23 protein-coding genes and 1 tRNA gene are annotated in these 25,665 nt (G+C 71.0%); 11 read left to right on the forward strand and 13 right to left on the reverse strand.

Translation table 11 applies throughout. The annotated features are described in order from the left end of the window. The first annotated feature begins 36 nt into the window (after positions 1–36). The 6 genes from ACIBI5_RS28345 to ACIBI5_RS28370 all read left to right on the forward strand — a co-directional run bounded on the left by ACIBI5_RS28345 (position 37) and on the right by ACIBI5_RS28370 (position 6,838). Positions 37–1,356, forward strand: a complete 1,320-nt coding sequence (locus tag ACIBI5_RS28345; protein ID WP_397251774.1) for a Wzz/FepE/Etk N-terminal domain-containing protein — start codon at positions 37–39, stop codon at positions 1,354–1,356. Next, positions 1,353–2,621 (forward strand): hypothetical protein, encoded by a 1,269-nt coding sequence (locus tag ACIBI5_RS28350; RefSeq protein WP_397251775.1) that lies wholly within the window; start codon positions 1,353–1,355, stop codon positions 2,619–2,621. The genes ACIBI5_RS28345 and ACIBI5_RS28350 overlap by 4 nt, the downstream gene beginning before the upstream one ends. Continuing rightward, the gene (locus tag ACIBI5_RS28355; RefSeq protein ID WP_397251776.1) at positions 2,618–3,523 is read left to right on the forward strand and encodes a hypothetical protein; all 906 of its coding nucleotides are present in this window, start codon (positions 2,618–2,620) and stop codon (positions 3,521–3,523) included. The genes ACIBI5_RS28350 and ACIBI5_RS28355 overlap by 4 nt, the downstream gene beginning before the upstream one ends. Beyond that, on the forward strand, positions 3,520–4,374 hold the full coding sequence (locus ACIBI5_RS28360) for a sulfotransferase family protein (RefSeq protein ID WP_397251777.1): 855 nt from the start codon (positions 3,520–3,522) through the stop codon (positions 4,372–4,374). Before ACIBI5_RS28355 ends, ACIBI5_RS28360 begins: the two co-directional genes overlap by 4 nt. Beyond that, entirely contained in the window at positions 4,362–5,786 is a 1,425-nt protein-coding gene (locus ACIBI5_RS28365; protein ID WP_397251778.1) for a lipopolysaccharide biosynthesis protein, read from the forward strand. Before ACIBI5_RS28360 ends, ACIBI5_RS28365 begins: the two co-directional genes overlap by 13 nt. 155 nt (positions 5,787–5,941) lie before the next feature. Continuing rightward, a complete protein-coding gene (locus ACIBI5_RS28370; protein WP_397251779.1) occupies positions 5,942–6,838 on the forward strand; it encodes a sulfotransferase in 897 nt (298 codons plus the stop codon). Here ACIBI5_RS28370 and ACIBI5_RS28375 read toward each other — a convergent pair. From ACIBI5_RS28375 to ACIBI5_RS28385, 3 genes are all read right to left on the reverse strand, one after another. Beyond that, positions 6,819–7,691, reverse strand: a complete 873-nt coding sequence (locus ACIBI5_RS28375) for a WecB/TagA/CpsF family glycosyltransferase (protein ID WP_397251780.1) — start codon at positions 7,689–7,691, stop codon at positions 6,819–6,821. The genes ACIBI5_RS28370 and ACIBI5_RS28375 overlap by 20 nt on opposite strands. 629 nt (positions 7,692–8,320) lie before the next feature. Further along, complete coding sequence (locus tag ACIBI5_RS28380; protein WP_397251781.1) at positions 8,321–9,241, reverse strand: glycosyltransferase family 2 protein; 921 nt, start codon at positions 9,239–9,241, stop codon at positions 8,321–8,323. Continuing rightward, positions 9,238–10,200, reverse strand: coding sequence for a sulfotransferase (locus ACIBI5_RS28385; RefSeq protein WP_397251783.1), 963 nt, complete (start codon positions 10,198–10,200; stop codon positions 9,238–9,240). The genes ACIBI5_RS28380 and ACIBI5_RS28385 overlap by 4 nt, the downstream gene beginning before the upstream one ends. 173 nt (positions 10,201–10,373) lie before the next feature. Here ACIBI5_RS28385 and ACIBI5_RS28390 point away from each other — a divergent pair, with 173 nt between their 5' ends. Next, positions 10,374–11,369: a YihY/virulence factor BrkB family protein gene (locus ACIBI5_RS28390; protein ID WP_397251784.1), complete on the forward strand. Its 996-nt coding sequence runs from the start codon at positions 10,374–10,376 to the stop codon at positions 11,367–11,369. Between the two features lie 6 nt (positions 11,370–11,375). Here ACIBI5_RS28390 and cysN read toward each other — a convergent pair whose 3' ends face one another. The 7 genes from cysN to ACIBI5_RS28425 form a co-directional block, all read right to left on the reverse strand. Continuing rightward, on the reverse strand, positions 11,376–12,629 hold the full coding sequence (gene cysN / locus ACIBI5_RS28395; protein WP_397251785.1) for a sulfate adenylyltransferase subunit CysN: 1,254 nt from the start codon (positions 12,627–12,629) through the stop codon (positions 11,376–11,378). A 1-nt stretch (position 12,630) separates the two neighbouring features. Beyond that, complete coding sequence (cysD, locus tag ACIBI5_RS28400) at positions 12,631–13,545, reverse strand: sulfate adenylyltransferase subunit CysD (RefSeq protein WP_397251786.1); 915 nt, start codon at positions 13,543–13,545, stop codon at positions 12,631–12,633. A gap of 21 nt (positions 13,546–13,566) precedes the next feature. Next, on the reverse strand, positions 13,567–14,331 hold the full coding sequence (locus ACIBI5_RS28405) for an inositol monophosphatase family protein (protein ID WP_397251787.1): 765 nt from the start codon (positions 14,329–14,331) through the stop codon (positions 13,567–13,569). Then, positions 14,331–15,770, reverse strand: coding sequence for a sugar transferase (locus tag ACIBI5_RS28410; RefSeq protein WP_397251903.1), 1,440 nt, complete (start codon positions 15,768–15,770; stop codon positions 14,331–14,333). Before ACIBI5_RS28410 ends, ACIBI5_RS28405 begins: the two co-directional genes overlap by 1 nt. Positions 15,771–15,884: 114 nt before the next feature. Next, positions 15,885–16,469: an aminoacyl-tRNA hydrolase gene (gene pth / locus ACIBI5_RS28415; RefSeq protein WP_397251788.1), complete on the reverse strand. Its 585-nt coding sequence runs from the start codon at positions 16,467–16,469 to the stop codon at positions 15,885–15,887. A gap of 100 nt (positions 16,470–16,569) precedes the next feature. After that, positions 16,570–17,187, reverse strand: coding sequence for a 50S ribosomal protein L25/general stress protein Ctc (locus ACIBI5_RS28420; protein WP_397251789.1), 618 nt, complete (start codon positions 17,185–17,187; stop codon positions 16,570–16,572). A gap of 84 nt (positions 17,188–17,271) precedes the next feature. Continuing rightward, a complete protein-coding gene (locus ACIBI5_RS28425; RefSeq protein ID WP_397251790.1) occupies positions 17,272–18,459 on the reverse strand; it encodes an amidohydrolase family protein in 1,188 nt (395 codons plus the stop codon). 78 nt (positions 18,460–18,537) lie between these two features. Between ACIBI5_RS28425 and ACIBI5_RS28430 the strand changes: the two genes are divergently transcribed. Both ACIBI5_RS28430 and ACIBI5_RS28435 read left to right on the forward strand, forming a co-directional pair. After that, a complete protein-coding gene (locus ACIBI5_RS28430) occupies positions 18,538–19,134 on the forward strand; it encodes a TetR family transcriptional regulator (protein WP_397251791.1) in 597 nt (198 codons plus the stop codon). A 102-nt stretch (positions 19,135–19,236) separates the two neighbouring features. Further along, positions 19,237–20,715, forward strand: coding sequence for an alpha/beta fold hydrolase (locus ACIBI5_RS28435; RefSeq protein WP_397251792.1), 1,479 nt, complete (start codon positions 19,237–19,239; stop codon positions 20,713–20,715). Here the strand turns inward: ACIBI5_RS28435 and ACIBI5_RS28440 are convergent. From ACIBI5_RS28440 to ACIBI5_RS28450, 3 genes are all read right to left on the reverse strand, one after another. Continuing rightward, complete coding sequence (locus ACIBI5_RS28440) at positions 20,712–21,689, reverse strand: ribose-phosphate diphosphokinase (RefSeq protein WP_184967496.1); 978 nt, start codon at positions 21,687–21,689, stop codon at positions 20,712–20,714. The two genes, ACIBI5_RS28435 and ACIBI5_RS28440, sit on opposite strands and share 4 nt — an antisense overlap. Continuing rightward, positions 21,686–23,137 carry a bifunctional UDP-N-acetylglucosamine diphosphorylase/glucosamine-1-phosphate N-acetyltransferase GlmU gene (gene glmU, locus ACIBI5_RS28445; protein WP_397251793.1) on the reverse strand — a complete coding sequence of 484 codons (1,452 nt, stop codon included), beginning with the start codon at positions 23,135–23,137 and terminating at the stop codon, positions 21,686–21,688. Before glmU ends, ACIBI5_RS28440 begins: the two co-directional genes overlap by 4 nt. Before the next feature lie 145 nt (positions 23,138–23,282). Further along, positions 23,283–23,353: transfer RNA gene (locus ACIBI5_RS28450), tRNA-Gln, on the reverse strand. Positions 23,354–23,735: 382 nt separating this feature from the next. Between ACIBI5_RS28450 and ACIBI5_RS28455 the strand changes: the two genes are divergently transcribed. Beyond that, the gene (locus ACIBI5_RS28455) at positions 23,736–24,674 is read left to right on the forward strand and encodes an acyl-CoA desaturase (RefSeq protein ID WP_397251794.1); all 939 of its coding nucleotides are present in this window, start codon (positions 23,736–23,738) and stop codon (positions 24,672–24,674) included. A 70-nt stretch (positions 24,675–24,744) separates the two neighbouring features. Beyond that, complete coding sequence (locus ACIBI5_RS28460; protein ID WP_397251795.1) at positions 24,745–25,620, forward strand: TetR family transcriptional regulator; 876 nt, start codon at positions 24,745–24,747, stop codon at positions 25,618–25,620. Positions 25,621–25,665: the final 45 nt, after the last annotated feature.

Here is a 25,665-nt window from a genome sequence, read left to right on the forward strand (position 1 = left end):
AGAGTCGCCGATCGGAAGCACGGGGTAAACACTTCCATGAGCCCGCCGCCGGCCGTCCAGGCCCGTAGCTCCGGCACGGACCTGGCGGAGCACCTGTCGCTGCTCCGCAGGCGCAAGCTGCTCTTCGCCGGCTGCATGCTGGCCGCGGTCGCCGCCGCGCTCGGCCTCTGGAGGCTCCTGCCACCCGCCTACACCGCGACCACCGAGGTGCTGGTCGCCCCGGTCGGCGTCCAGGAGCAGAACAACCAGGTCACCAGCCGCCAGCGCGAGGCGCTCAACCTCGACACCGAGGCGCGGATCGCGCAGTCGGCCGTCGTGGCGGCCATGACGGCGACGGCGCTCAGGATCCCGGTGGCCGAGCCGGCCGAGGTGAGCGTGCCGCCCAACTCGTCGGTGCTGGCGATCGCGGTCACCGCGGCGGACCCGCGGACAGCCGTCGCGCAGTCGCGGGCCTACGGCCAGGCGTACCTGACCCATCGCACCGAATCCGCGCAGACCGCGCTCGCCGCCCAGCAGAAGGCGCTCCTGGCCAAGCTCAAACAGGTCAACTCCGCCCTCGGCGACACCGCCGAGCAGGTGACCAAGCTGCGCAGGGGCACCGCCGGCCACGCCGTCGCCACCCACCGGCAGACCGTGCTCAACCGGCAGGCCCTCAGCCTGACGATGAAGTACGACAGCCTGAAGACGGTGGCCATCACACCGGGCACGGTGATCAGCGAGGCGGCCACGCCGACCGCGCCCAGCGCGCCCAGCCTGCCGCTGTATCTCGGCGCCGGCCTCATGCTCGGCCTGCTGACTGGTTCCGCCGCCGCCTACGGCCGCGACCGGCTCGACACCCGGCTGCGCCGCGCCGCCGACGTCGAGCGGCTGACCGGGGTCGCCGTCCTGGCCGACCTGTCCGATCAGGTCAAGGTCCTGGACAAGGGCACGCTCCACGACCTGGCCTCCTCGGTGGTCGCGGCATGCCCCGGCAAGCGGCTGCTGGTCAGGGTGGTCCCGCCCGGTCCCGGCGCGCACGCCCTGGCCGCCCCGCTGTCCGCCCGTGCCCGGCTGTCGGTGCTCAGCGGCGAGGACGTGGGCGACCTGGCCAAGACCGACGCGGCGATCCTCCTGATCACGTTGCGCAAGGCCGCGGCCGCGGACGTCGCGGCGGCCGTACGCCATCTGAGCAGGCACGACGTGCCGATCATCGGCGCTGTGACCTGCACGGGCGACCTCCCGGCACCGCCGGAGAAGTCCAGGGCGCTGCCGAAGCTGTCGCAGACCCTCGACAAGCTCGTCGTCCCCGCGCCCGCGCCCGAGCCCGAGACCACCCCCATGCCCGCCGTCACCGACACCCCGGGCGCCAAGCCGTGAAGGATCCGGCGTGGCCGATCGCCGCGCTCCTCGTCGGCTACCCCGTGTGGTGGGCCCTGGGTTTCGGCGGCCTGTCGGTCGTGGTGATGGCGGTGCCGATGGCGGTCATCCTGTGGCGGCGCCGGCCCATCAGGCTGCCGCGCGGCGCGGGGCTGTGGGTACTGCTGCTGGCCGGCTACCTGGTCAGCGGGCTGGCGCTGGCCGAGGCGCCGCCCGGCACCTACGGCGGCCTCGGGCCCGGGCGGCTGATCGGCTACGGCATGCGGTTCGCGCTCTACGCCTCCCTGTTCGTCGTCGTCCTCTACCTGGGAAACCTCACGAAACAGGAGCTGTCGCAGCTGCGGCTGGTGCGGATGCTGGGCGTGCTGTTCGTCTGGACGGTGGCCGGCGGGCTGCTCGGCGTCCTGTTCCCGAAGTTCGCCTACACCTCACCGGTCGAGCTCGTGCTGCCCGGCTGGATCGCCGACAACTCCTTCGTGCAGAACCTCATCCACCCCACCGCCGCCCAGACGCAGAAGGTGCTCGGCTACGGCCTGCCCCGCCCCGAGGCCCCCTTCGAATGGGCCAACGCCTGGGGCAGCAACCTGTCGATCCTGCTGGTCTGGTTCGTGGTCGGCTGGTGGGTGTACGGCGGGCGGCACCGCAAGGCGGCGGCCGTGGTGCTGATCTGCCTGGCCGCCGTCCCCGTCGTGTACTCGCTCAACCGCGGCCTGTGGATCGGCCTCGGCCTGGCCGCCCTCTACCTCGTGGTCCGGGTCGGCGGCCGGACGAGGCTCACCGTCTGCGCGATCGCCGCCGCCGGCGCGCTGGTCTTCGCGCTGAGCCCACTGGCCCCGCTGGTCATTCAACGCCTCGACAACCCGCATTCCAACGACATCCGGGCGTTCACCGTCTCGGCGACGATCGAGGCCGCCGCCCACTCCCCGGTGATCGGCTTCGGCAACACCCGCAACGCCACCGGCAACCACCGCACGATCACCACCGGCAAGACCGACTGGTGCGCCGGCTGCGGCCATCCGCCGCTGGGCAGCGACGGGCAGCTCTGGCTGCTGCTCATCACCCAGGGCGTCACCGGCGCCGTCCTCTACGTGGCCTTCTTCGCCGGCGCGGTGCGCCGTCACTGGCGCGACCGCAGCCCCGTCGGGCTGGCCGGGGTGCTGGTGATGCTGCTGGTGCTGTTCTACATGTTCGTCTACGACGGCCTGGTCACGCCGCTCAGCCTCTACCTCATCTCCTTCGCCCTCCTGTGGAGGAACACGACATGAACGACGCGAAGATCCGGCTGCGCTATCTGGGCCAGACCGTCAGGGTGCTGTTTCCCGGTCACGGGTCGCCTCAGCCGTACAGTCTGCTGCCGCACGCGCTGCTGCCCCGGCGACTGGCGCCGCGCCGGTGGTGGCACGCCGCACTCGGGCCCAAGGTGATGGTCGCGGTCGAGGGGTCGATCTCGGAGTACCTCAGCGAGGTCTTCGGCGTCCGGGTCGAGACCGTCCTGCACGTACGGCCGGCCAGGCGCGCCAACCGCAAGCCGATCCTGGAGGCGCACACCGAGTCCGGGCGGATCGCCTTCGTCAAGATCGGCGATACCCCACGTGCCCAGGAACTGATCGCCAACGAGGCCGCCGCGCTCCAGCGGCTGGCCGACCTGCCGCTGAAGACGATCCAGCCGCCGACCGTCCTCCACCACGCCCGCTGGCGCGACCTGTCGGTGCTGGCGCTGTCACCGCTGCCGGTCACCGGCCGGGGCCGGGTGCCGGCGACGTTGCTGGCGCGGGCGGTCAAGGAGATCGCCGCCACCGGCGGCGCCGAGCACGCCTGGCACGGCGACCTCTCACCGTGGAACATCTGCCCGTCGGCCGACGGCCGCCTGCTGGTCTGGGACTGGGAGCGGTACTCGATCGGCGTGCCGTACGGCTTCGACGCGCTTCACCACCTCTTCCAGCGCGCGCTGCGCAGGATGGACGCGCCCACCGCCGCCCGCGCCTGCCTGGCCCAGGCCGTCGGCGTGCTGGCGCCGCTCGGGCTGAGCTCCGCCGTCGCCAGGCAGACCGCCCTGTTCTACCTGATCGCGCTGGCCGACCGGCACGCCGCCGACGGCCACGAGCCGCTCGGCCCGCCGAGCACCTGGCTCAACCCGCTCGTCGACTCCCAGGAGCTGCTCACATGAACGCGATGAAGCAATCGGTGCTCGCCGTCTCGCGGACCACGGGCAGATTCACCTCGGCCGGGCGGATCCTGCCGTCGTTTCTCATCGTCGGCGCGCAGCGGTGCGGCACCACCTCGCTCTACCGCGCGCTGGCGCAGCATCCGCTGCTGCTCAAGCCGGTGCTGCACAAGGGCGTGCACTACTTCGACGTCGACTACGCGCGCGGCCTGTCCTGGTACCAGGGCCACTTTCCGCTGAAGGTGGGCGCGGCGCTGCTGGCGCGCAAGCACGGGCACCGGCCGCTGGCGTTCGAGTCGTCGCCGTACTACCTGTTCCATCCGCTGGCCGGTGAGCGCATCGCCCGAGACCTGCCGGAGGTGAAGCTGATCGTGCTCGTGCGCGACCCCGTGGAACGGGCCTGCTCGGCTCACGCGCACGAGCTGGCACGCGGGTTCGAGACGGAGTCGCACTTCGAGTACGCGGTGGAGCTGGAGGACAAACGGCTGGCCGGCGCCGAGGAACTGCTGCGCGGCCGGCCGGAGGCCGTCCACCACTCCCACCGCCACCACGCCTACCTTGCCCGCGGCCGCTACGCCGAGCAGCTCGACCGGCTGGAGCCGCTGTTCGGGCAGGAGCGCATCCTGGTGATCGACAGCCACCGGTTCTTCCACACGCCCGAGCGGATCTATGACCGGGTGCTGGAGTTCCTGGGAGTCCCGCGCCTGGGCGATCCTGTGTTCGAGCGGCACAACGGGCGTCCGCTCCCCAAACCGGTCGCGGAGTCGCTGCGGCAGACATTGCGCGACCACTTCGAGGTCTACGACCAGCAGCTCGTGCGATGGCTGGGCGGTGATCCGTCATGGCGCCGGTGACCGGGGTACGGCGGGCGTCGCTGCGCCGGGTGGCCAGGGGCGGCGTGGCGGGACTCACCGGGGCGGCCGCGGGAGCGGTGGCGCAGTTCGTGCTCGTGGTGCTGGTGACCAGGGCCTTCGAGGTGTCGGTGGCCGGGTCGTTCTTCACCGCGGTGGCGCTGGCGCTGATGGTCGCCGGGGTGGCCAAGCTGGACGCGGGCAACGGGCTGATCTTCTTCATCGCGCGGGCGAAGACCTTTGAATATCGCGGCATTTCCGGATATGTCAGGGCGGCGTTGGTGCCGGGGGTGGTGCTGGCGTCGGTCGCCGGTGCTCTTCTTTATCCACAGCTGGGGATGGTCGCGCTGGTCCTGCCCGTCATGGTGGCCGCGGACATCCTGCTGGCGGCCACGCGCGGGTTCGGCGTGATGCGGCCGACCGTCCTGTACGACGGCATCCTGCTGCCGGTCGCCCAGCTCGTCCTCGTGGCCGCGGTCTGCCTGGCGTGGACACGCGGGTGGTTGCCCACGGGTTCACCAGACGCCTTGGCCGGGGACTCACCGGAAGGATCAGCCCTGGCGGGCTGGGCGGGAGGCTCGGCGGGAGGGTGGTTGCCGGAGGGGTGGTTGCCGGCGGGCTGGGCAGGAGGCTCGCCGGAAGGGTGGTTGCTGGCGGCTTGGGCGGTGCCGTACCCGGTGGTGCTGGCGCTGGCGGGGTTCAGCCTGCGCGGGCGGCTGCCGCGCACCCCCTACCTGCCCGGGACCGGGCACGACCTGTGGCGCTACACCGCGCCGCGGTCGGCGGCCGGCGCCATCCAGGCGATCTTCCAGCGGCTCGACATCGTGGTCGTCGCGGCGCTGGCCGGGCCCGCCCCCGCCGCCGTCTACACCGCCGCCACCCGGTTCAAGGTCATCGGCCAGCTCGCCAACCAGGGCCTCGCCCAGGCCGCGCAGCCCCGGCTCATCCAGGCGCTCGCCCGCGGCGACCTGGTGCGCGCCCGCGAGCTCTACCAGGCCACGACCATGTGGCTGGTGCTGCTGACCTGGCCCGTCTGGCTCGGTTACGCGGCCATCGCGCCGTGGCTGCTGCGGATCTTCGGCCAGGAGTACGGCGCGGCCGTACCCGTGGCGCTGATCCTGTCGGCGACGATGATGCTGGCCACCGCGTGCGGCATGGTCGACGTGGTGCTCACCGCCGCCGGACACACCACCTCAAGCCTCCTCAACCTGGTCGCCGCCGTCGCCTGCACGCTCGCGCTCGACCTGGCGTTGATCCCGTCACACGGGGCCGTCGGCGCGGTGCTCGGCTGGTCCGGCGGTGTGATCGTCAAGAACCTGCTCCCGCTCTGGCAACTCCACCGCCGCTACGGCCTGCACCCCTTCGGCCGCCACAGCCTGACCGCCCTACGCCCCCGAACCTGGGCCACCACATGACTCCGAACCCCATCCCCGGACCACCCCGAGCCGCCCCGCGGGACTCCACATGACTCCGAGCCCGAGCACCGGACTGCCCCCTGCCGCCCCGCGGGACTCCACATGACTCCGAGCCCGAGCACCGGGCTGCCCCCTGCCGCTCTGTGGGCCGCCGCATGACTCCGATCCTGGTCACCGGGCTGCCTCGCAGTGGGACGAGCTGGGTCGGCAAGATGCTGGCCGCCTCCGGCGAACTCGTCTATGTCAACGAGCCGCTCAACCCGCAGCACCCGCCCGGCCGCTCCCCCGGTGTGCTGCGCGCCAGCGTTACCCACCGGTTCCAGTACATCTGCGATGACAACGCCGCCGACTGGCTGCCCGCCTTCCGCGACACCGTCCGCCTGCGCTACCGGTTCCTGGCCGAGCTGCGCGCGAACCACTCGCCGTACGACCTGGCCAGAATGATCCGGTACGGCGCCGCCTTCACCCACGGCCGCCTGACCGGCAGACGCGCGCTGCTGGACGACCCGTTCGCCGTGCTGTCGGCCGGCTGGTTCGCCAGGAGGCTCGGCTGCCGGGTCATCGCGCTCGTCCGCGACCCGGTCGCGTTCGCGGCCAGCTGGCGGCGGCTCAGCTGGACCGTCTACTTCCACGAACTGCTCGAACAGCCACTACTGGTCCGCGACCACCCCGAGGTGGAGGACCTACGCCCCCTGATCGGCTCCCAGGACCACCTGGCCAAGGCCGCCGCCCTGTGGCGGGTCACCCGGGCCGTCCTCGACAAGACCCCGGACGTCCTCCAGGTCTCCTACGACAAACTGGCCGCCGACCCCGTGAACGGCTTCCGCGCCCTGTACTCCTACGCCAACCTGACCTGGACCCCGGCCGCCGGACACCGCATCACCCGCGCCTGCCTCACGGAGGGCACCGCCGAGCGGGGCTTCGCCTGGACGGGTCTGTCCAGGACCGCGTACCGCCCCATGAACTCCCGCCAAGCCCTCCACAACGCCACCCGCGGCCTCACCTCCGAGGAGATGAGCCGCGTCCGTCACTTCACCTCGCGCGGCGCCTGAGGTAGTGGACCAGGCATCCACCCAGCAACCGGGCGGCGAAGGGCAGGTCGTCCACCAGGTACCGCTTCGCCAGCCGTCCCGGTTCGCTCGTCAGCCGGTAGAGCCACTCCAGGCCCAGGCTCTGCATCCAGTCCGGCGCACGGTGAACCGTTCCCGCCGCGAACGCGATCGCCGACCCGCAGCCCACGAACCACGCGCCGGGCAGTTCCGGCCGCAGTTCCTCGATCAGCAGATCCTGCTTGGGAAAGCCGAGGCCCACGAACACCAGCTTCGGCCCGGCCGCCACCACCCGCGCCCGCACCCCGGCCCGTCCTTGAGCGGTCACGTCGAAGTCGAACGGCGGCGCATCGTACCCGCAGACGTTCAACCGGGGATGGCAGCTACTGAGCTCTTCCCCCGCCTGGCGTGCCACGCCTGGCGGCCCGCCCAGCAGGTAGATCGAGAACCCCTTCCGCGCCGCCATCTTGCTGAGCGACCAGATCAGATCCGCCCCGGTCACCCGTTCGGGCAACGCCACGCCGATGAGCCGCGACGCCCACACGAGCGGCATCCCGTCGGCCACCACGACCTCGGCCTCACGCACGAGCCGACGCAGCGCCTCGTCCTTGGCGACAGTTCGGCAGATGTCCACATTCGGGGTGATGATGTGCCCGCCCCGCCCGGCCGCCAGCTCGGCCGCCACCCGCTCCACGACCTGCCGCTCGGTCAGCGGATCAACCGCCACCCCACCGACGACCACCCGCCCGGCCCTGTCGGCCGTGGAGGGCGTGCAGACATGCCGTTCCCTCTCGTACGGCCGCGCGCTCTCGCTTCCCTTGACCCGCCGAAGCACCTCCAACGCCCCGACGGGCATCTCCTGACCACCCCGGCCCACCCTCGGAACCACATGCGGACCACCCCGATGCCTGCCACCCCCCGAAGCCACATCCCCACCACGGGCCCCGTCGCCCGTGTGGGGGGCGCTCGGGTGGGGGGCGGTGCCCGGGTGAGGGCCGTCGCCACCGAGCCCCGTGTTCACGGCACGGGCCACCGGGACGACCGGATCGTGGACACTCCCGCCGGCGGGACGCCGGGGATCGCCCTGAGCCGTGGGCAGGTCGCCCGCGGGCCGCAGGGAGTCGGCCTGAGCCGTGGACAGATCGCCCGCGGGCCGCAGGGAGTCGGCCTGAGCCGCAGGCAAGTCGCCAGCGGGCCACTGAGAGTCGGCCTGGGCCGTGGGCGGGCCGCCGGCGGGCCGCGGGGAATCTGCCTGAGCCGTGGACAGATCGCCGACGGGCCGCAGGGAGTCGACCCGAGCTGTAGGCGGGTCGCTAACGGGGTGCTGGGGGGCCGTCTGGGGGATGGGTGGTGGATGTTCGGTGCGTTGGCGGGGAAGTGTGGGAGGGCGCACGTCCGCGAGATCCAGGCCGGGGGTTGAGGCAGTCGGGGTTGGCTCCGGGGGACCGGGGTCCGGGGAGGTGGGGTGGGTGAGATCTCGGGTGGTCAAATGCCGTGCCCCCGATGGTGCAGCAGGGATAGGACCGCCGAGGCCGGGATCAGCCCGGCGGCCACGGCGAGCGCGATCGGTGCGCGTGGCTCGCCGATCCGGGCGGCGAAGGTACGCAGCGCCCAGCGTCCAGCCTCCCGGCGCCGCCCCAGTGCGGCGTTGTGGAAGGCGAGTTGACCGTAGATCCGCGCCGCGCCGCGCGGATCCACGGCCAGTTCGGGGTGCCGGGCGAGCATCCACTCCAGCCCGGCGATGCGGTCGGCCCAGCGGGCGACGTAGTGGGAGGCGCCCCAGGCGACCCGGACGAGCGGCCGGTCGACGTGGACGATCGGCTGCCGCCCGGCGGCGCGCAGGGCGAGGTCCCAGTCCTCGTTCTGGCCGCCGGGTGCGCTCTCGTCGACCCACAGCGCCCCGCGCCGGAACAGGAACGTCGAGCTGTGCACCATCACCATCCGCGACCGGATCAGGTCGGCCTTGGTGACGCGGTCGGTTCCGGCGAGCCGGGGTACGCGGCGGGAGCCGTACGCGATCTCGATGGCGCAGGAGGCGAACTCGGCCCCCGGCTCCAACCGGCGTGCCTGGGCGGCGAGCTTGCCGGGCAGCCACATGTCGTCGTCGTCGCAGAAGGCGATCAGGTCGGTGTCGCAGGCGGCGATGCCGGTGTTGCGGGCGCCGGGCAGGCCGGGGCTGAGCCGGTTGGGCAGCACGCGGACCCGGTGGTGCCCGGCCGTGGCATCGCGGGGCGCGATCACGTCGGCCACCTGTTCCGCCACCTTCTCCGGTGACGCCCCGTCGACCACGATGACCAGGTCGATGGTTCCGGGGTACACCTGGTCGAGAGCCGCTTTGGTCGCCGCCCGCAACTGCTCGGGCCGGTTGCCCCGGGTGGGGATCACCACGCCGATGGACGCGCTCACGCCGCCTCCTCCCCGCCCCGCATCGGGACGCCGCCGTTCAGATCGCCGGACTCAGCGCCTCCGGGGCGGTAGCCGTACCGGCGCATGAGGGGTTTGGTCAGGGCTGCGACCAGGGCGCGGTGGCGGCGGGGCAGGCCGGTGTTCCACGCGTCGTCCCGGATCAGCCTGACCGGGCCGATGGTGAACCGCATCGGGTTGCCCGACGCCGTATGGGCCGGACCCAGGGTCGCGAGCGAGCCGTCCAGGTGCGGGAAGACAGGGTCGAGGCCGAGGCGGGAGGCGAGGCCGGTGAGGGTCGCGCGCGGGTCGGCGAGCAGGTCTTCGTAGCGGACCCGGGTGAGCGGCACCCCGCGCCGCGCCAGCAGGTCGAGCGCGAGGTTCTGGGCGGTCCAGTGAAGGGAGGTGCGGATCGGGCCCCAGCGGGTCATGGGCCGCCCGTCCTCGGGACGTTCGACGCCGCGCCGCCACGAATGGGCCACCGCCCGCGGGTCGCGCACCACCTGGACGACGTGCACGTCCACGCCCCCAGCGGCCAGGCACCACGCCAGCGAGGCGTGCTTGCTGGAGTCGATCACCAGCCGGGACCCGGCCACCGAGGCCGCGGCCGTGTAGACGCGGCGGTAGGCGCGCACGTACTCGTCAAGGTCGCGATGCCCCATGCGCGGAATGCGCCTGGTCCGGTCGACGCGGTCGCGCAGCCCCAGGACCCGCTCGGCCAGCATCGGCGACCATCCGCCGAACGCCCGCTCCCCCACCCGCCGCCAGAAGTCGCACGCCGCGAACCCCGCCCCGCACCCGCACGGCTCCCCCGCGAGCACCCCTCTGGCCCACAGATGGGCCACCTCGCCCAGCGCGGTCACGCCCGGCGACTCGCCGAGCAACCGCTCCAGCAGCGTGGTGCCACTGCGGCCAAGGCCGCCCAGGAAGATCACCCCGGGGGCGGGCGAACGGTCAGTCACGGACAGGGACCTAACCTCGTGAATACGGAACGTGGGAGACAGTAGCGCGGAGTAATCGCGCAGTCACCGAAAGCCCAAATGATCTACCTGACGTTCGAAGTCGCCGAGGACTCCCCCACGGTGGTTAGCTGTGCGGCGTGGGATCCGCGACATTAGTACCCCAAACACGCACGATGGAGCTTTCCGCCGATCATGCGTGGACCACCCTGCGCGAGTACGGCATGCGCCGCCTGGCCCATGACTCGTTCGTCCGGTTCCGGTACGGCGACGGCATGAGCCACTCCAGAGCCCTGGCGTTCCAGATGTGCCTGTCGATCATCCCGGGCGCCATCGCCCTGGTCGGCCTCAGCTCCGTCACCCACCAGGAACAACTCGGCCAGGTCCTCCAGCTCTCCCTCAGCCGCCTCGCGCCGGGTGAAGGGGGCGCCTCGGTCATCGACGTCCTCGGCGGCGGCTCGCGGCGCGACGCGCTGGCCCTGTGGCTCGGCCTGGCCACCTCACTGATCTCGCTCACGTCCACGATGGCGCAGGTCGAGCGCGGCGCCAACCGCATCTACGGCATGGAGCGCGACAGACCCTTCCCCCGCAAGTACGGCAGAGCCGTCATCCTGGCCCTGACCGCCGGCGCCCTCATGGTGACCGGCTTCGTGGCCATGGTCGGCGGCGCGGCCATCGGTGGCGCGCTGGCACAGGTGTGGGACTGGAGCGCCGGGCAACATCTGGCGTTCGACGTGGTGCGCTGGCCGGTGGGGTTCCTGCTGGCGCTGGTGTCCACGTCGGTGCTGTTCCGGGCGGCGCCCAGGCGGCGGCAGCCCGGCCACACGTGGCTGGCGTTCGGGGCGCTGGTGACGCTGGTGTTGTGGACCTCGTTCACGCTCGCCCTGGCCCTCTACACCGACAGGAGCGGCACGTTCGGCAGCACCTACGGCCCGCTGACCACGGTGATGGCGCTGCTGCTGTGGGCGTTCCTGAGCTCGATCGCGCTGTTCCTGGGACTGGCGTTCGCGGCGCAACTGGAGGCGGCACGGGCCGGGGAGCCCGGCCCCGCCCTGCCGGACGTGGGGCCGAGCGCCCTGGAGGAACGCGAACCCCTGGTCGGCGCGGTGGGGGCGGCCGGAATCGCCGCCCTCCGCACCGCGTACGGCCTGCTCAGGCGCAGACGGAGGTGACCGGGGTCAGCGGGATTCGATGACCATGCCGGCGCCTACCGTGGTGTTGGTGGTCTCGTCGACCAGGATGAAGCCGCCGGTCGCCCGGTTGCGCGCGTAGTCGTCCACGAACAGCGGCTGCGTCACCCGCAGTGACACCCGCCCGATCTCGTTCAGGCCGAGCCCGGTCGCGGTCTCGTCGCGGTGGAGCGTGTTGACGTCGAGCCGGTAGTGCAGCTCGCGCACCATCGCCCGCGCGGTGCGGGTGGTGTGCTTGATGACCAGCTTGGAGCGGGGCGCGAGCTTGGTGGCGTCGGTCATCCAGCAGACCATCGCCTCCAGTTCCTGCGCGGCGCTCGGCTGGTTGTTGGGCCGGCAGATCATGTCGCCGCGCGAGATGTCGATCTCGTCTTCCAGGCGCAGCGTCACCGACATGGGCGGGAACGCCTCCTCGACGGGCCCGTCGTAGGTGTCGATGGAGGCGATCCTGCTGGTCAGGCCGGAGGGCAGGTGGAGCACTTCGTCGCCCGGCTTCAGGACGCCGCCGGCCACCTGGCCCGCGTAGCCGCGGTAGTCGTGGAACTCGGTCTTGTGCGGCCGGATGACGTACTGGACCGGGAAGCGCACGTCGACCAGGTTCCGGTCGGAGGCGATGTGCACGTTCTCCAGGTGGTGGAGAAGCGAGCTGCCGTGGTACCAGGGCATGCTCTCCGAACGGGACACCACGTTGTCGCCGTGGAGCGCGGAGATCGGGATGAAGGTCAGGTCGGCCACGTTGAGCTTGGAGGCGAAGGAGGTGAACTCCTCGCGGATCTCCTCGAAGCGCTCCTCCGAGTAGTCGACCAGGTCCATCTTGTTGACCGCGAGCACCAGGTGCGGCACCCGCAGCAGCGTGGTCAGGAACGCGTGGCGGCGCGACTGCTCCAGCACGCCCTTGCGGGCGTCGATGAGGATGATGGCCAGGTCGGCGGTGGAGGCGCCGGTGACCATGTTCCGGGTGTACTGGATGTGGCCCGGGGTGTCGGCGATGATGAACTTGCGCCGCGGGGTCGCGAAGTAGCGGTAGGCGACGTCGATGGTGATGCCCTGCTCGCGCTCGGCCCGCAGGCCGTCGGTGAGCAGCGACAGGTCGGTGTACTCGGTGCCGCGGTCGCGCGAGGTGCGCTCGACCGCCTCCAGCTGGTCCTCGAAGATCGCTTTGGAGTCGAAGAGCAGGCGCCCGATGAGGGTGGACTTTCCGTCATCGACGGAGCCGGCGGTGGCGAAACGAAGAATGTCCATCTTAGAAGTAGCCCTCGCGCTTGCGGTCTTCCATTGCGGCTTCTGAGGCGCGGTCGTCGGCCCTGGTGGCGCCGCGCTCGGTGATGCGGGTGGCCGCGATCTCCTCGATGATTTCCTCGACCGTGGCGGCGGCCGACTGGACGGCGCCGGTGCAGGTCATGTCGCCGACGGTGCGATAGCGCACGACGGCCTCGAACAGCGGCTCGTCCTCTCCGCGCGACACGACGGGCGCGTCGGGCAGCAGCATGCCGTCACGCTCGAACACCTTGCGGGTGTGGGCGTAGTAGATCGAGGGGATCTCGATGCCCTCGCGGCGGATGTAGTCCCAGATGTCGAGCTCGGTCCAGTTGGACAGCGGGAAGACCCGGATGTGCTCGCCCTTGCGGATGCGGGAGTTGTAGAGGTTCCACAGCTCGGGGCGCTGGTTCTTGGGGTCCCACTGGCCGAAGTCGTCGCGGAAGGAGAAGACGCGCTCCTTAGCCCTGGCCTTCTCCTCGTCGCGGCGGGCACCGCCGAAGACCGCGTCGAACTCGTGCTCCTCGATCGCGTCGAGCAGCGTCGTGGTCTGCAGGCGGTTGCGCGAGGCGCGCCGCCCGGTCTCCTCGCTGACCCGGCCGGCGTCGATCGACGCCTGCACGCTGGCGACGACCAGGCGGGCGCCGAGTTCGGCGGCCCTGCGGTCGCGGTACTCGATGACCTCGTCGAAGTTGTGCCCGGTGTCGACGTGCATCAGCGGGAAGGGCAGTGGCGCGGGCCAGAAGGCCTTCTCGGCGATGCGGAGCATGACGATCGAGTCTTTGCCGCCGGAGAAGAGCAAACAGGGACGCTCGAACTCGGCGGCCACTTCACGCATGATGTGAATGGCCTCGGCCTCGAGAACGTCTAGCTGCGACGTGGTGTAGTCGCGCTGGAGCATGGGGCTTCCTCCGGCGTGGTGTCAGCGGTGCAGGTCCCGAATTCCGGCGAGCAACGTTGGCGCCAGCTCAGGTAGGGAAACAAGGATATCCGGTAGTGAGGGGTCGACCTGGTTGTAGGTCAGCTTCGAGCCGTCGATCCGGCTGGCGTGGGCGCCCGCGGCCTGGGCGACGGCGACCGGCGCGGCGGAGTCCCACTCGTACTGTCCGCCTGCGTGAACGTAGGCCTCGACGTCTCCGGTGAGCACCGCGGAGATCTTCGCTCCGGCCGAGCCGATGGGCACCAGATCGGCCCCGACGAGATAGGCAAGTCTTTGCACGAACTCCGGCGGCCTGGTACGGCTGACGGCGATCCTGAACCTGCCCTTGTCATAGGCGGGCAGCTTCGGCGGCTCACCGGTGGTGAGCGTGCGCCCCTGCGCGGGCAGCGCCACCGCGCCCGCGGCCAGCGCCCCGCGCTCCCACAGCGCCACGTGGACGGCCCAGTCGGCGCGGCCCTCCTCGGCGAACTCGCGGGTGCCGTCGAGCGGGTCGACGATCCACACCCGCTCGGTACGCTGCCTGCGCGGGTCCTCCCGCTCCTCGCGCGTGGCCTCCTCCGACAGCACGCCGTCGCTCGGCCGCAGCCGCGCCAGCGCCTCCATCAGATAGAGGTGGGCGCCCCGGTCACCGGCTTTGCGCAGCGCCGGCGCCTCGCCGAACCCTTCGCGCTCGCGGATCTCCAGCAGCCGCCGTCCCGCCTCGTCGGCGAGATCGGAGGCGAGGGCGTGGTCGTCGCGAATCGTCATCAGTAAGCTCCTTGCCCGCGGGCGACGGCCGACCAAGTCTTCCACAGGATCTGGAGATCCAGCATGAGGGACCAGTTCTCAACGTAACGCAGGTCGAGGCGGACGGATTCCTCCCACGACAGATCAGACCTGCCGCTCACCTGCCACAGCCCCGTCAGCCCCGGTCGCACCAGCAGCCGCCGCCGGACGTCGTCGCCGTAGCGCTCGACCTCCTCGGGCAGCGGCGGGCGAGGGCCGACGAGCGACATGTGCCCGCACACCACGTTGATCAGCTGCGGCAACTCGTCGAGCGAGTGCCGACGCATCAGCGCGCCCAGCGAGGTCACGCGCGGGTCGTTGCGCACCTTGAACAGCACTCCGTCGGCGTCGCTGACGAGCGTGAGCTTCTGGTGCTCGGCGCCCAGCCGCATGGTGCGGAACTTCACGATCGTGAACAGCGTGCCGTCGCGGCCGACGCGCGTCTGCCTGAACAGCGCGGGCCCGGAACTGCTCGCCCGTACGGCCACCGCCAGCCCTGCCAGCAACGGCGACAGCGCCACCAGCAGCGAGGCGGCCACGACCCGGTCGAAGACGTTCTTCACCAGTTGCCTCGCCCCTGCCAGCTCCGGATGCTCGACGTGCAGCAATGCCAGCCCGGCCGCCGGGCGGATGGTGGTGCGCGGCCCGGCGACCTCCATGAGCGCGGGCGCGACGACCAGTTCGGTGTGGGTGCGCTCCAGCCGCCAGGCCAGCCGCCGCAGGGCCACGCCGTCCATCTCGGGGCAGGCGAGCACGGCGACGGAGTCGGCCCCCGACTGCTCCACCACGAGCGGCGCGTCACTGAACCCGCCCGCCACCGGCACCCCCGCCACGTCGTCGCCCGGCGCGTCCTCGGGCAGGCAGGCGGCCACCACCTCCATGCCGTGGTAGCGCTCGCGCCGGAAGCGCTCGACGAGCTCGGCGATCGAGGCGCGGTGCCCGACGGCGACGACGCGGCGCATGCACTCGCCACGCGCTCTGCGCCGGTGCAGGGCGCGGCGCAAGCAGTACCGGAAGATGAGGGTGAGCAGGGTGGTGAGGGGCAGGGCGAGCACGACGTAGCCGCGCGCGACGTCGGTCTTGGTGAGGTAGGCGACGATGGCGGTGGCGGCGGTCAGCGCGAGGCCGCAGCGCACGACGCGCTGGAACTCCTCGGGCCCGACGCCGAACATGCGCGGCTCGTAGGCGCGGTTGAGCGCGTTCGCGCAGACCCAGGCCAGCGGCAGGGCCGCGCTCAGCAGCAGGTACGGCGCGGCGTAGGGGGTCAGCTCGCCGAAGCGGGCGAAGAAGGCCAGCGCCGCGCCCGCGCCCGCGCCGCCCAGATCGGCCACCAGGGCCCGTACCCGGTAGGCGCGGACCCAGCCGGGCACGCCGGGGGCGGCCTGCCAGACGAGCTCAGGATGCGCACGGACGACGGCCATCAGCACCTCGCCCTTGCTCACGCCGCGCCTCCCCGTGACCGACCGTCAACGAATGGTCACCAGATAGTAGCGGCGGGCAACGTCGGCCGGATCGCGAACGGCCTTACGTGGTGATCAGCGTGGAGGGCCGGAAATGTTGAGGTCTGACCGGTGGAACTCGTTCTGGGTGACGTCGAGGCCGCGTTCCATGAGCGACTCCACCACGTCAGCGGCGCGGTCGACGAGGAAGGCGAGGTCCTTGCGCTCGGCGGTGGCGAAGTCCTTGAGCACGTACGCGGCCGGGTCCATGCGGCCGGGCGGGCGGCCGATGCCGAAGCGGACCCGCAGGTAGTCGCGGGTGCCGAAGACCTTGGTGATGGACTTGAGCCCGTTGTGGCCGTTGTCGCCGCCGCCCAGCTTTGCGCGCAGCGCCCCGTAGGGGACGTCCAGCTCGTCGTGCACGACGATCATCCGCTCGGGGGCGACCTTGTAGAAGTCGGCCAGGAGTTTGGCGGGGCCGCCGGAGAGGTTCATGTAGGTGAGGGGCTTGGCCAGGATCGCCGGCCGCGTCTCCAGGACGGCGGAGCGGCTCTTGTGCGCCTTGAACTTGCCCCCCGCGCGGGCGGCCAGCTCGTCGAGCACCATGAATCCGGCGTTGTGCCGGTTTCCCGCGTATTCGTCGCCGGGGTTGCCCAGCCCGACGATCAGCCAGCGGTCCAAAGCGACTCCTTGCTCACGTGGCGGCCTGCCGTAACTCTACGAGAACACCACGACGGGGCAGCCGGATGATCCCGGCCGCCCCGTGCGGTGAACGTGGGTGTTACTCGGCGCTCTCGCCCTCGGCGGCCTCGGTGACGGCGGCGGTCTCGCCCTCGGCGGCCTCGTCCTCGTCGGCGGTCTCGGTCGGCTTGGCGATGACCTGGAGGACGACGGTCTCCGGGTCGGCGGCCAGCGAGGAGCCCTGCGGCACGACCAGGTCGGCGGCGGTGACGACGCGACCGACCGCGAAGCCCTCGACGTCGACCTCGATGCCGGTGGGGATGTGGGTGGCCTCGGCCTCGACGCCGATGCTCATGAGCTGCTGGTCGAGGATGCCCTCGGAGTCGACGTCACCGACGGTGGTGACGGGGATCTCGACGGTGACCTTCTCGCCGCGCTTGACCAGGAGCAGGTCGAGGTGCTCGACGAAGCCCCTGATCGGGTCGCGCTGGACGCCCTTGGGCAGGGCCAGCTCGTCGACGCCGTCGCCCTTGAGGTGGATCAGGACGTTGGCGGTGCGCAGGGCGAGCAGGACCTCGTGGCCGGGCAGCGTGAGGTGCTTGGGGTCGATGCCGTGGCCGTAGAGGACGGCGGGCACCTTGTCGGCGCGGCGGATCTTGCGGGCGGCGCCCTTGCCGAACTCGGTGCGAGCCTCAGCGGCGATACGTACTTCAGACACGACATCTCCTAGGGATGCACGTTGGCGGAGTTTCTCTGCGCTCCCCCTGACCCGCCCTAGCGGGAGGCGTTACGAGCGCAACCCTCACAGCCTACCCGCATCCGGGCCCCGCATCAGCCGCCTGCCGCCGCGCCAGACGCCGAGGATGTCGAGGGTGCGGTCGATGTCGGCCGTCGGGTCGCCGTCGACCAGGAGCAGGTCGGCGCGGAACCCCGGCGCGATCCTGCCCCGGTCGGCGAGGCCGAAGCAGCGGGCGGGCGCCGCGGTGGCGGCGGTCAGGGCCCGGCCCGGGGTCATCCCCGCCGCCACGAGCCGGCGTAGTTCGTCGTGGAGTGTGGCTCCGTGGGCGGTTCCGACGTTGGAGGCGTCCGAGCCCGCCAGCACGGTGACGCCGGCGTCGAGCAGCCGCGCCAGGGTACGCGTGGCCACGGTGACGTCGTGCCGCGCGCCCTCGCCGAGCGGCACGGGCCCCATGGTGAGCATCCGCCGCGCCCCTTCGCCCAGGTGGGGCGCGACGCGGGGGTCCGCGGCGAGCCGCCCGCCGCGCGGCTCGCCGAACAGCTCTCCCAGTACGGCCAGCGTAGGGATGACCACGGTCCCCCGGTCGGCCAGTTCATGGGCGAGCTCGGGGTCCGGCGCGTCCACGAACAGGTGCCCGAGCACGTCGGCCCCGGCCTCGGCGGCCAGCCGGGCGGAGCCGGCGTTCAGCGCGTGGACGACGGCCAGGGCGCCGTGGTCGTGCGCGGCGGCGACGAGCGCGCGCAGGGTCTCGCCGGTCAGCGTCGGGGTCGGCAGTCCCGCGGTCGAGCCGTCGTCGAGCATGATCTTGAGGTAGTCGGACCCCTCGGCGATTCTGTCGGCGACGAAGGCGGCCGCCTGCTCGGGTCCGGTGAGCGTGGGGAAGGGCGGCAGGAGCCCCATCTCGACGAGGTACCAGCCATAGCCGGCGGGGACCGTGGCCGCGGTGCCGGCCGTGCGCAGGTCCGCCCCGTCGCGGGCGCCGCGGAGCTTCGCGATCCCGACGGGGTCGGCCATCATGTCGAGCACGGTCGTGACCCCGAACGCCGCGGCCTGCTCCAGGTCGCCGGGGAAGACGTGGGCGTGCGCGTCGATCAGGCCGGGCAGCAGCGTCGCGCCGCGGCCCTCGACGACAACCGCTCCCGGCGCCTCGACCGGCCCGATCGCGGCGATCAGGCCCTCGTCGATGGTGACGTGCGTGGACGGGAGGAGCTTCTCCCCGTCGAACACCTTGACGTCGCGGAACTGCAGCATCGTGGCCCCTTTACATACATGTCAGCACGTATCATTAGAGCGAGCATACATGCCGACACGTATGAGAATCTGGGCGTCATGCGCAGAACCGCCGAGGAGGCCGCGGAAACCCGCCGATCCCTGCTGGTCGCGGCCCTGGCGGAGTTCGCCGAACGCGGCTTCGCGACGGCGACGCTGAACGGCATCGCCGCGCGGGCGGGACTCACCCGCGGCGCCCTCTACCACCACTTCACCGACAAGGCCACGCTCTGCCTGGCGGCGATCAACGAGCTGTGGGCCGAGTCGGCGACGCCCGTCTGGAGCAGGCTCGACGGCCCGGAACCGCCCGTCGAGCGGGTCGGCGGCTTCCTCGTGGCGTTCTTCACCGCACTGGAGGAGGACACGACGTTCCGCCAGGTCTACGCGCTGTCGATGCGCAGCGCCGAGGGCGTGCCCGAGCTGGAGAAGGGCCTGCACGACAAGCAGGTCGTCATGGAGGGCTGGCGGCGGCAGCTGTCCGGGCTGCTGAGCACCGCCGAGCTGCGGCCCGGCGTCAGCCCGGACACCGCGGCGCTCGCGATCATCACCTCGGCCAACGGCACCGCGGCCACCTGGCTGGCCTGCCCCACGCTGTTCTCGCCCGCGAGGGAGGCGAGGGCGCTCACCGACGCGATCGTGCGCGGCATTAGCAACTGAGGTTGACTAAGGCGAAATTAGTCAACTACGGTTGCTCATGTTCCTTCAGGGTGCGCGAGGCCGGCATCGGCGTGCCCGAAATCCCCTATCTGAGGACGATGAATGAAACGGGTAGCTGCTGTGCTCGCCGCGCTCGCGGTGGGAACCGGGACGCTGACCGGCGTCTCCCACGCCGACGACACCCTCGGCCGCTTCTACGGGCAGGAGGTCACGTGGACCGCCTGCGCAGACACCGCCCTGGACCAGGCGGGCGCCCAGTGCGCCCAGGTCGAGGTGCCTTTGGACTACTCCGCGCCGCAGGGCCGTACCCTCAAGATCGCGATCTCCAGGATCAAGGCGAGCGACACCGCGCGGCGGCGCGGGATCATGCTCTCCAACCCCGGCGGGCCGGGCGGGGCGGGACTGCACTTCATGCTGTACGTGCGCGGCGGCCTGACCCCCGAGGTCGCCTCACGCTACGACCTGATCGGCATGGACCCGCGGGGCGTCGGGCGCAGCGCGGCGATCGACTGCGACTGGCCCGTCGGGCACATGCTCTGGTCGGCCGGGCTCACCAGGCGGGACTTCCGCGACGCCGTACGGACTCAGGAAGATCTCGCGCGGCGGTGCGAACAGAAGGAGGGTGACCGGATCGCCCACATCACCACCCGCAACACCGCGCGCGACATGGACGTCATCCGCGGCGCCCTCGGCGAGGCCAAGACCTCCTACCTGGGCTTCTCCTACGGCACCTACCTCGGCGCGGTCTACACGCAGATGTTCCCGCGGCGCGCCGACCGGATCGTGCTGGACAGCGCGGTCGATCCCGCTTCCTACATGGCCGAGTCGATCAGGAAGCAGGGGCCGGTCAACGAGGCCGCGCTCGACGACTGGGCCGCCTGGACCGCGGCCCGCGACGCCGACTACGGCCTCGGCACGACCGGCGCGCAGGTGAGGGCCCGGGTCGAGGGCCTGGTCAGGCAGGCGGCCAGGTCGCCCATCCGGATCGGCACGCACCGGCTGGACGCGCGGTTCCTGCCGATGACGCTGTTCACGCTGCTGCAGGACGCCCGCTACAACGGCCACCTGGCGGCGCGGGTCCGGCAGATCGCCGACGCGGCCGAGGGCAAGCCCGTCCAGCCGACGGCTGACTTCGACCAGGAACTGCGCCTGCACCTCAACGGCGAGCCGCAGGACCTCTCCAGCCAGGGGGCGGTGATCTGCGGTGACACGGCCGCGCCGCGGAATCCGGAACGGCACTGGCGCGACATCCGGCGCAGCCGGGCCACGCAGCCGGTGTTCGGGGCCTATGCGAACAACATCACGGCGTGCGCCTTCTGGCGGACGCCGCTGGAGCCGCGGACCGTGGTGCGCAACGACGTGCCCGCGCTGATCGTGCAGGCCACGCAGGACACCAGGACCGTCTACCAGGAAGGGGTGGCGCTGCGGCGGGCCATGTCGGGCTCGCGGCTGGTCACGCTGCGGGACGTGCGCATGCACGGGATCCTGGGCCGGCTGCGGAACGCCTGCGTGGAGGAGGCGGTCAACACCTACTTCCGCGACGGCGTCCTGCCCGCAGCCGACCTCACCTGCCGTGCCTAGGAGTCGCCCTCGAACAGGCTCGTGACGCTGCCGTCGCTGAAGACCTCGGTGATCGCGCGGGCGATCAGCGGGGCGATGGACAGCACGGTCAGCTTGTCGAAGAGCTGGTGCTCGCGCAGCGGCAGCGTGTTGGTCACGATGACCTCGGAGATGCGCGAGTTCTTCAGCCGGTCGACGGCCGGGTCGGAGAAGACGGCGTGGGTGGCCGCCACGATCACGTCGGTGGCCCCCTGCTCGTAGAGGGCGTCGGCGGCCTTGCAGATGGTGCCGGCCGTGTCGATCATGTCGTCGATCAGCACACAGGTACGGCCGCGCACCTTGCCGACCACCTCGTTGACCTTCACCTGGTTGGCCACGTCGAGGTCGCGGCGCTTGTGGATGAAGGCCATCGGGGTGCCGAGCGTGTCCGCCCAGCGCTCCGACAGCCGCACGCGGCCCGTGTCGGGCGAGACGATCGTGGTGTTCTCCAGGTCGAGCTTGTCCTTGAGGTAGCGCTCAAGGACGGGCATGGCGAACAGGTGGTCCACCGGGCCGTCGAAGAAGCCCTGGATCTGCGAGGTGTGCAGGTCGATCGACATCAGCCGGTCGGCGCCCGCGGTCTTGAACATGTCGGCCATCAGGCGGGCGGTGATCGGCTCGCGGCCGCGGCCCTTCTTGTCCTGGCGGGCGTAGCCGAAGAACGGCATGACCACGGTGATGCGCTTGGCGGAGGCCCGCTTCAGCGCGTCGACCATGATGAGCTGTTCCATGATCCACTTGTTGATGGGCGCGGTGTGGCTCTGGATGACGAAGGCGTCGCAGCCGCGTACCGACTCCAGGTAGCGGGCGTAGATCTCGCCGTTGGCGAAGTCGTGGAGCTTGGTCGGGGTGAGCGACACGCCGACGTTGTTGGCCACTTCCTCTGCCAGCTCCGGGTAGGCCCGGCCGGAGAAGAGCATCAGCTCTTTCTCACCTGGCTGCTTGATGCTGGTCACGTGCCACTCTCCCGCTGCTCTTGCTCGGCCAGCGCCCTTTCGGCGGCCGCGGCCGATTTCGTGCCCGCGCGCCTGCGCAAGACCCATTTCTCGATGTTGCGCTGCCGCGCTCTCGCCACCCCGATCGCTCCGGGTGGCACGTCGCCGTCGATGACGGACCCGGCAGCCGTGTAGGCGCCGTCTCCGACCGTCACCGGGGCGACGAGCATGCTGTCACACCCCACGAACGCGCCGTCGCGCACGGTGGTGCGATGTTTGTTCACGCCGTCGTAGTTGACGAAGATCACCGCTGCGCCGATGTTCACGTCGTCGCCGATCGTGGCATCGCCCGCGTACGACAGGTGCGGCACCTTGGAACGTTCGCCGACCTGGGTGTTCTTCATCTCCACGAACGTCCCGGCCTTGGACTTGCGGCCGAGGACGGTGCCGGGGCGCAGGTAGGCGTACGGGCCGACGCTGGCGTCGGGGCCGATCTCGGCGCTGTCGCAGACCGCGTTGCGCACGACGGCGCCGGGGCCGACGGTGGTGTCGGTGAGCGTGGTGGCCGGGCCGATCTCGGCGCCCTCCCCCACGACGGTCTCGCCGTGGAGTTGGGTCCCGGGGTGGATCACGGTGTCGGGCGCCAGCCGTACCTGGACGTCGACCCAGGTGGAGGCGGGGTCGACGACGGTGACGCCGCCGCGCATGTGGGATTCGAGCACGCGCTGGTTGAGCACCTTGCGCACGAACGCCAGCTGCACGCGGTCGTTGACGCCCTCGACCTCGACGTAGTCGGCGGCGACGTGCGCGCCGACGCGGTGGCCGTCCTCGCGCAGGATCGACAGCACGTCGGTGAGGTACTCCTCGCCCTGCGCGTTGTCCGTCGACACCCGCTTGACCGCGTCGGCCAGTAGGAGGCCGTCGAAGGCGTAGATGCCGGAGTTCATCTCGTCGATGGCGCGCTGGTCGCCGGTGGCGTCCTTGTGCTCGACGATCTGCAGAACGGCGCCGGACTCGTCGCGGACGATCCGCCCGTACCCGGTCGGGTCGGGCACCCGCGCGGTCAGCACGGTGACGGCGTTGCCGTCGTCGGCGTGCTTGGCGAGCAGCGCGGCGAGCGTCTCGGTGCGCAGCAGCGGCACGTCGCCGTACGTGACCAGGACCGTGCCATTGATCGTGCCCGTCTCCTCCAGCACCGTGCGGACGGCGTGGCCGGTCCCGCGCTGCTCACGCTGCACGACGGCGCGCGCGTCAGGGCTGGTCTCGGCGAGATGGGCGCCGACGCGCTCGCGCGCATGGCCGATGACGACGATCAGCCGCTCGGGTTTCAGGTCGCGGGCGGCCGCGAGCATGTGGTCGACCAAGGCGCGGCCGCACACCTCGTGGAGGACTTTCGGGGTCTGGCTCTTCATCCGGGTGCCCTCGCCTGCGGCGAGGACGATGACGGCTGCCGGGCGCGGCACACTCACGGACTGAGGCTCCCTGTGGCTGGACGGATCAGGGCTGCTGGTACGGCTACCGCACCGCTACCCTCCCGACACGCTGAGGATACCTGCCTGTGCCACACATGCTTCATCCCGCCCACCGCGGGGGCGTCGAACCTGGTCAGTGCTGCTCCCGGGGGAGGATTCGAACCTCCGTTAGCAGAACCAAAATCTGCGGTCTTGCCCCTAGACGACCCGGGATTGGGCTTTTGTCCGTTTACCGAACTTCGTGATCAGACCCAAGGATAGCGAGATCTGGACCCGCGACGTGATCCAGCATCGACCCCCGAGCCCAGCCTTCAATCTCGCGATAGAGCCAGATCGAGCGGCGAACGTCGACACGCAGGCACCCATGATAGTCGTCGCCCGGGTTGTGACGGACCGTCTCGGGGTTGTGCCGCTTCAGAGTCGGTCCGCTCCGGCCCCTCGCGCCAAGGCCCTCGTCGTTGCGCCTGCGGGACTCCTCGTATCGGTCGGCTCCCGAAGGTAAATAGACAGTCTTAGGGCTTCCTTACTTACGACAGCGTAGGTTACGTTTGCGTAGCCAGGACATTCTCCCCATACACGTCGTGAGAGGTAGCCCATGACCGTTGTTGCCGAGCGTTCCGCTCCCGGTCCCAAGCCGGACGCCGATCCGGAGCCCAGGACCAAGGTCGAGCTTCTGACCTTCGGCCTGGTGGTGGGCCTGCCGCTGGTCGCCATCGCGGCCGCGGTGCCGTTCGCGTGGGGGTGGGGGCTCGGCTGGACGGACGTGGCGATCGCCTTCGTCTTCTACATCGTCTCCGGCCTCGGCGTCACCGTCGGCCTGCACCGCTACTTCACCCACGGCTCGTTCAAGGCCAAGCGCCCGCTGAAGATCGCGCTCGGCATCGCGGGCAGCCTGTCGCTCGAGATGTCCGTGCTCGACTGGGTGGCCACCCACCGCAAGCACCACAAGTTCTCCGACAAGGAAGGCGACCCGCACTCGCCGTGGCGCTTCGGCCCCGGCTTCAAGTCGCTGACGAAGGGCCTGCTCTACGCCCACATGGGCTGGATGTTCGACGCGGAGCGGACCAACCGGGAGAAGTTCGCCCCCGACCTGGTCAAGGACGACGACGTTGTCAAGCTGCACAAGTGGTTCGGGGCGCTGGCCGTCACCTCGATCTTCCTGCCGGGTATCCTCGGCGGCCTGCTCACCTGGTCCTGGCAGGGCGCGCTGACCGCGCTGTTCTGGGGCTCGCTGGTCCGTATCGGCCTGCTGCACCACGTCACCTGGTCGATCAACTCCATCTGCCACGTGTTCGGCGAGGAGGAGTTCCAGGTACGCGACAAGTCGCGCAACGTCTGGTGGCTGGCGATCCCGTCCTTCGGCGAGTCGTGGCACAACCTGCACCATTCGGACCCCACCTGCGCCCGTCACGGCGCGCTCAAGGGGCAGATCGACCTCAGCGCCGGCCTGATCCGGATCTTCGAGAAGCTGGGCTGGGTCCACGACGTACGCTGGCCGACCCCCGAGCGCCTGGCGGCGAAGCGCATTGCCTGAGGCGACCGCTGTGTCGGCGGGCACTGCAATTATGGAGAATGTGACCACCGAACCCCGATCTCGCAGACGCATGTCAGGAAGAGAACGCCGAGAGCAGCTGATTCGCATCAGCCGCACGCTCTTCGCCGAGAAGGGGTTCGACGGGACCTCTATCGAGGAGATCGCGGCCACCGCCCAGGTCTCCAAGCCGGTCGTGTACGAGCACTTCGGCGGCAAGGAGGGCGTCTACGCGGTCGTCGTGGACCGGGAGATGCAGAAGCTCCTGGGCATGATCACCTCGGGCCTGTCGGCGTCCCACTCCCTGATCAAGCTGGAGCGGGCGGCGCTGGCGCTGCTGCAGTACATCGAGGAGAGCAGCGAGGGGTTCCGCATCCTGGTGCGCGACTCCCACGCCGCCTCGGGCACGGGCACGTTCGCCAGCCTGATCAGCGAGATCGCCAGCCAGGTGGAGGACGTGCTCGCCGACGAGTTCGCCGGCCGGGGCTACGACCCGAAGCTCGCCCCCATGTACGCGCAGATGCTGGTCGGCATGGTGGCACTCACCGGCCAGTGGTGGCTCGACGTGCGCAAGCCGGGGCGCGAGGAGGTCGCCGCGCACCTGGTCAACCTGGCCTGGAACGGCCTGACCGGGCTCAACCCCCAGCCGCGCATCACCGCCGCCACCCGCGAGGGCGCCGATCTCGCGGTCACCGCACCGCCGCGGGCCAGCGAGAAGGAGCTGCGCGAGCTGGAGAAGCAGCGCGAGCGCGAGGCCAAGGAGGCCGAGAAGCTCCGTCAGCGCGAGCTGAAGGAGGCGGAGAAGGCCAGGCTGCGCGAGCTCAAGGAGCGTGAACGGCTGCTCAAGGAAGCGGAGAAGGCACGTGAACGGGAGGACAAGCTGCGTCAGCGCGAGGCGCGGCTGGCGGAGCGGGCGGCCAAATTGGGCCAGGGCGACCAGTCAGAGTAAGCCGTTGAGACGTCGTTAACGTTCTGTTCAATCAAACAGGGCATA

Origin of the sequence: Nonomuraea sp. NPDC050540 (assembly GCF_044457485.1) — a bacterium.
GTDB lineage: Bacteria > Actinomycetota > Actinomycetes > Streptosporangiales > Streptosporangiaceae > Nonomuraea.

Bases quoted from the DNA above. Each gene is read 5' to 3' on its own strand.
- ACIBI5_RS28460 (WP_397251795.1), top strand. From the start codon at position 24,745: ATGTCAGGAAGAGAACGCCGAGAGCAGCTGATTCGCATCAGCCGCACG.
- ACIBI5_RS28405 (WP_397251787.1), bottom strand. From the start codon at position 14,331: ATGACGATTCGCGACGACCACGCCCTCGCCTCCGATCTCGCCGACGAG.
- ACIBI5_RS28355 (WP_397251776.1), top strand. From the start codon at position 2,618: ATGAACGACGCGAAGATCCGGCTGCGCTATCTGGGCCAGACCGTCAGG.
- ACIBI5_RS28360 (WP_397251777.1), top strand. From the start codon at position 3,520: ATGAACGCGATGAAGCAATCGGTGCTCGCCGTCTCGCGGACCACGGGC.
- ACIBI5_RS28390 (WP_397251784.1), top strand. From the start codon at position 10,374: ATGGAGCTTTCCGCCGATCATGCGTGGACCACCCTGCGCGAGTACGGC.
- ACIBI5_RS28435 (WP_397251792.1), top strand. From the start codon at position 19,237: ATGAAACGGGTAGCTGCTGTGCTCGCCGCGCTCGCGGTGGGAACCGGG.
- ACIBI5_RS28455 (WP_397251794.1), top strand. From the start codon at position 23,736: ATGACCGTTGTTGCCGAGCGTTCCGCTCCCGGTCCCAAGCCGGACGCC.
- ACIBI5_RS28365 (WP_397251778.1), top strand. From the start codon at position 4,362: ATGGCGCCGGTGACCGGGGTACGGCGGGCGTCGCTGCGCCGGGTGGCC.
- cysD (WP_397251786.1), bottom strand. From the start codon at position 13,545: ATGCTCCAGCGCGACTACACCACGTCGCAGCTAGACGTTCTCGAGGCC.
- cysN (WP_397251785.1), bottom strand. From the start codon at position 12,629: ATGGACATTCTTCGTTTCGCCACCGCCGGCTCCGTCGATGACGGAAAG.
- ACIBI5_RS28370 (WP_397251779.1), top strand. From the start codon at position 5,942: ATGACTCCGATCCTGGTCACCGGGCTGCCTCGCAGTGGGACGAGCTGG.
- ACIBI5_RS28430 (WP_397251791.1), top strand. From the start codon at position 18,538: ATGCGCAGAACCGCCGAGGAGGCCGCGGAAACCCGCCGATCCCTGCTG.
- ACIBI5_RS28410 (WP_397251903.1), bottom strand. From the start codon at position 15,770: ATGGCCGTCGTCCGTGCGCATCCTGAGCTCGTCTGGCAGGCCGCCCCC.
- ACIBI5_RS28345 (WP_397251774.1), top strand. From the start codon at position 37: ATGAGCCCGCCGCCGGCCGTCCAGGCCCGTAGCTCCGGCACGGACCTG.
- ACIBI5_RS28425 (WP_397251790.1), bottom strand. From the start codon at position 18,459: ATGCTGCAGTTCCGCGACGTCAAGGTGTTCGACGGGGAGAAGCTCCTC.
- ACIBI5_RS28375 (WP_397251780.1), bottom strand. From the start codon at position 7,691: ATGCCCGTCGGGGCGTTGGAGGTGCTTCGGCGGGTCAAGGGAAGCGAG.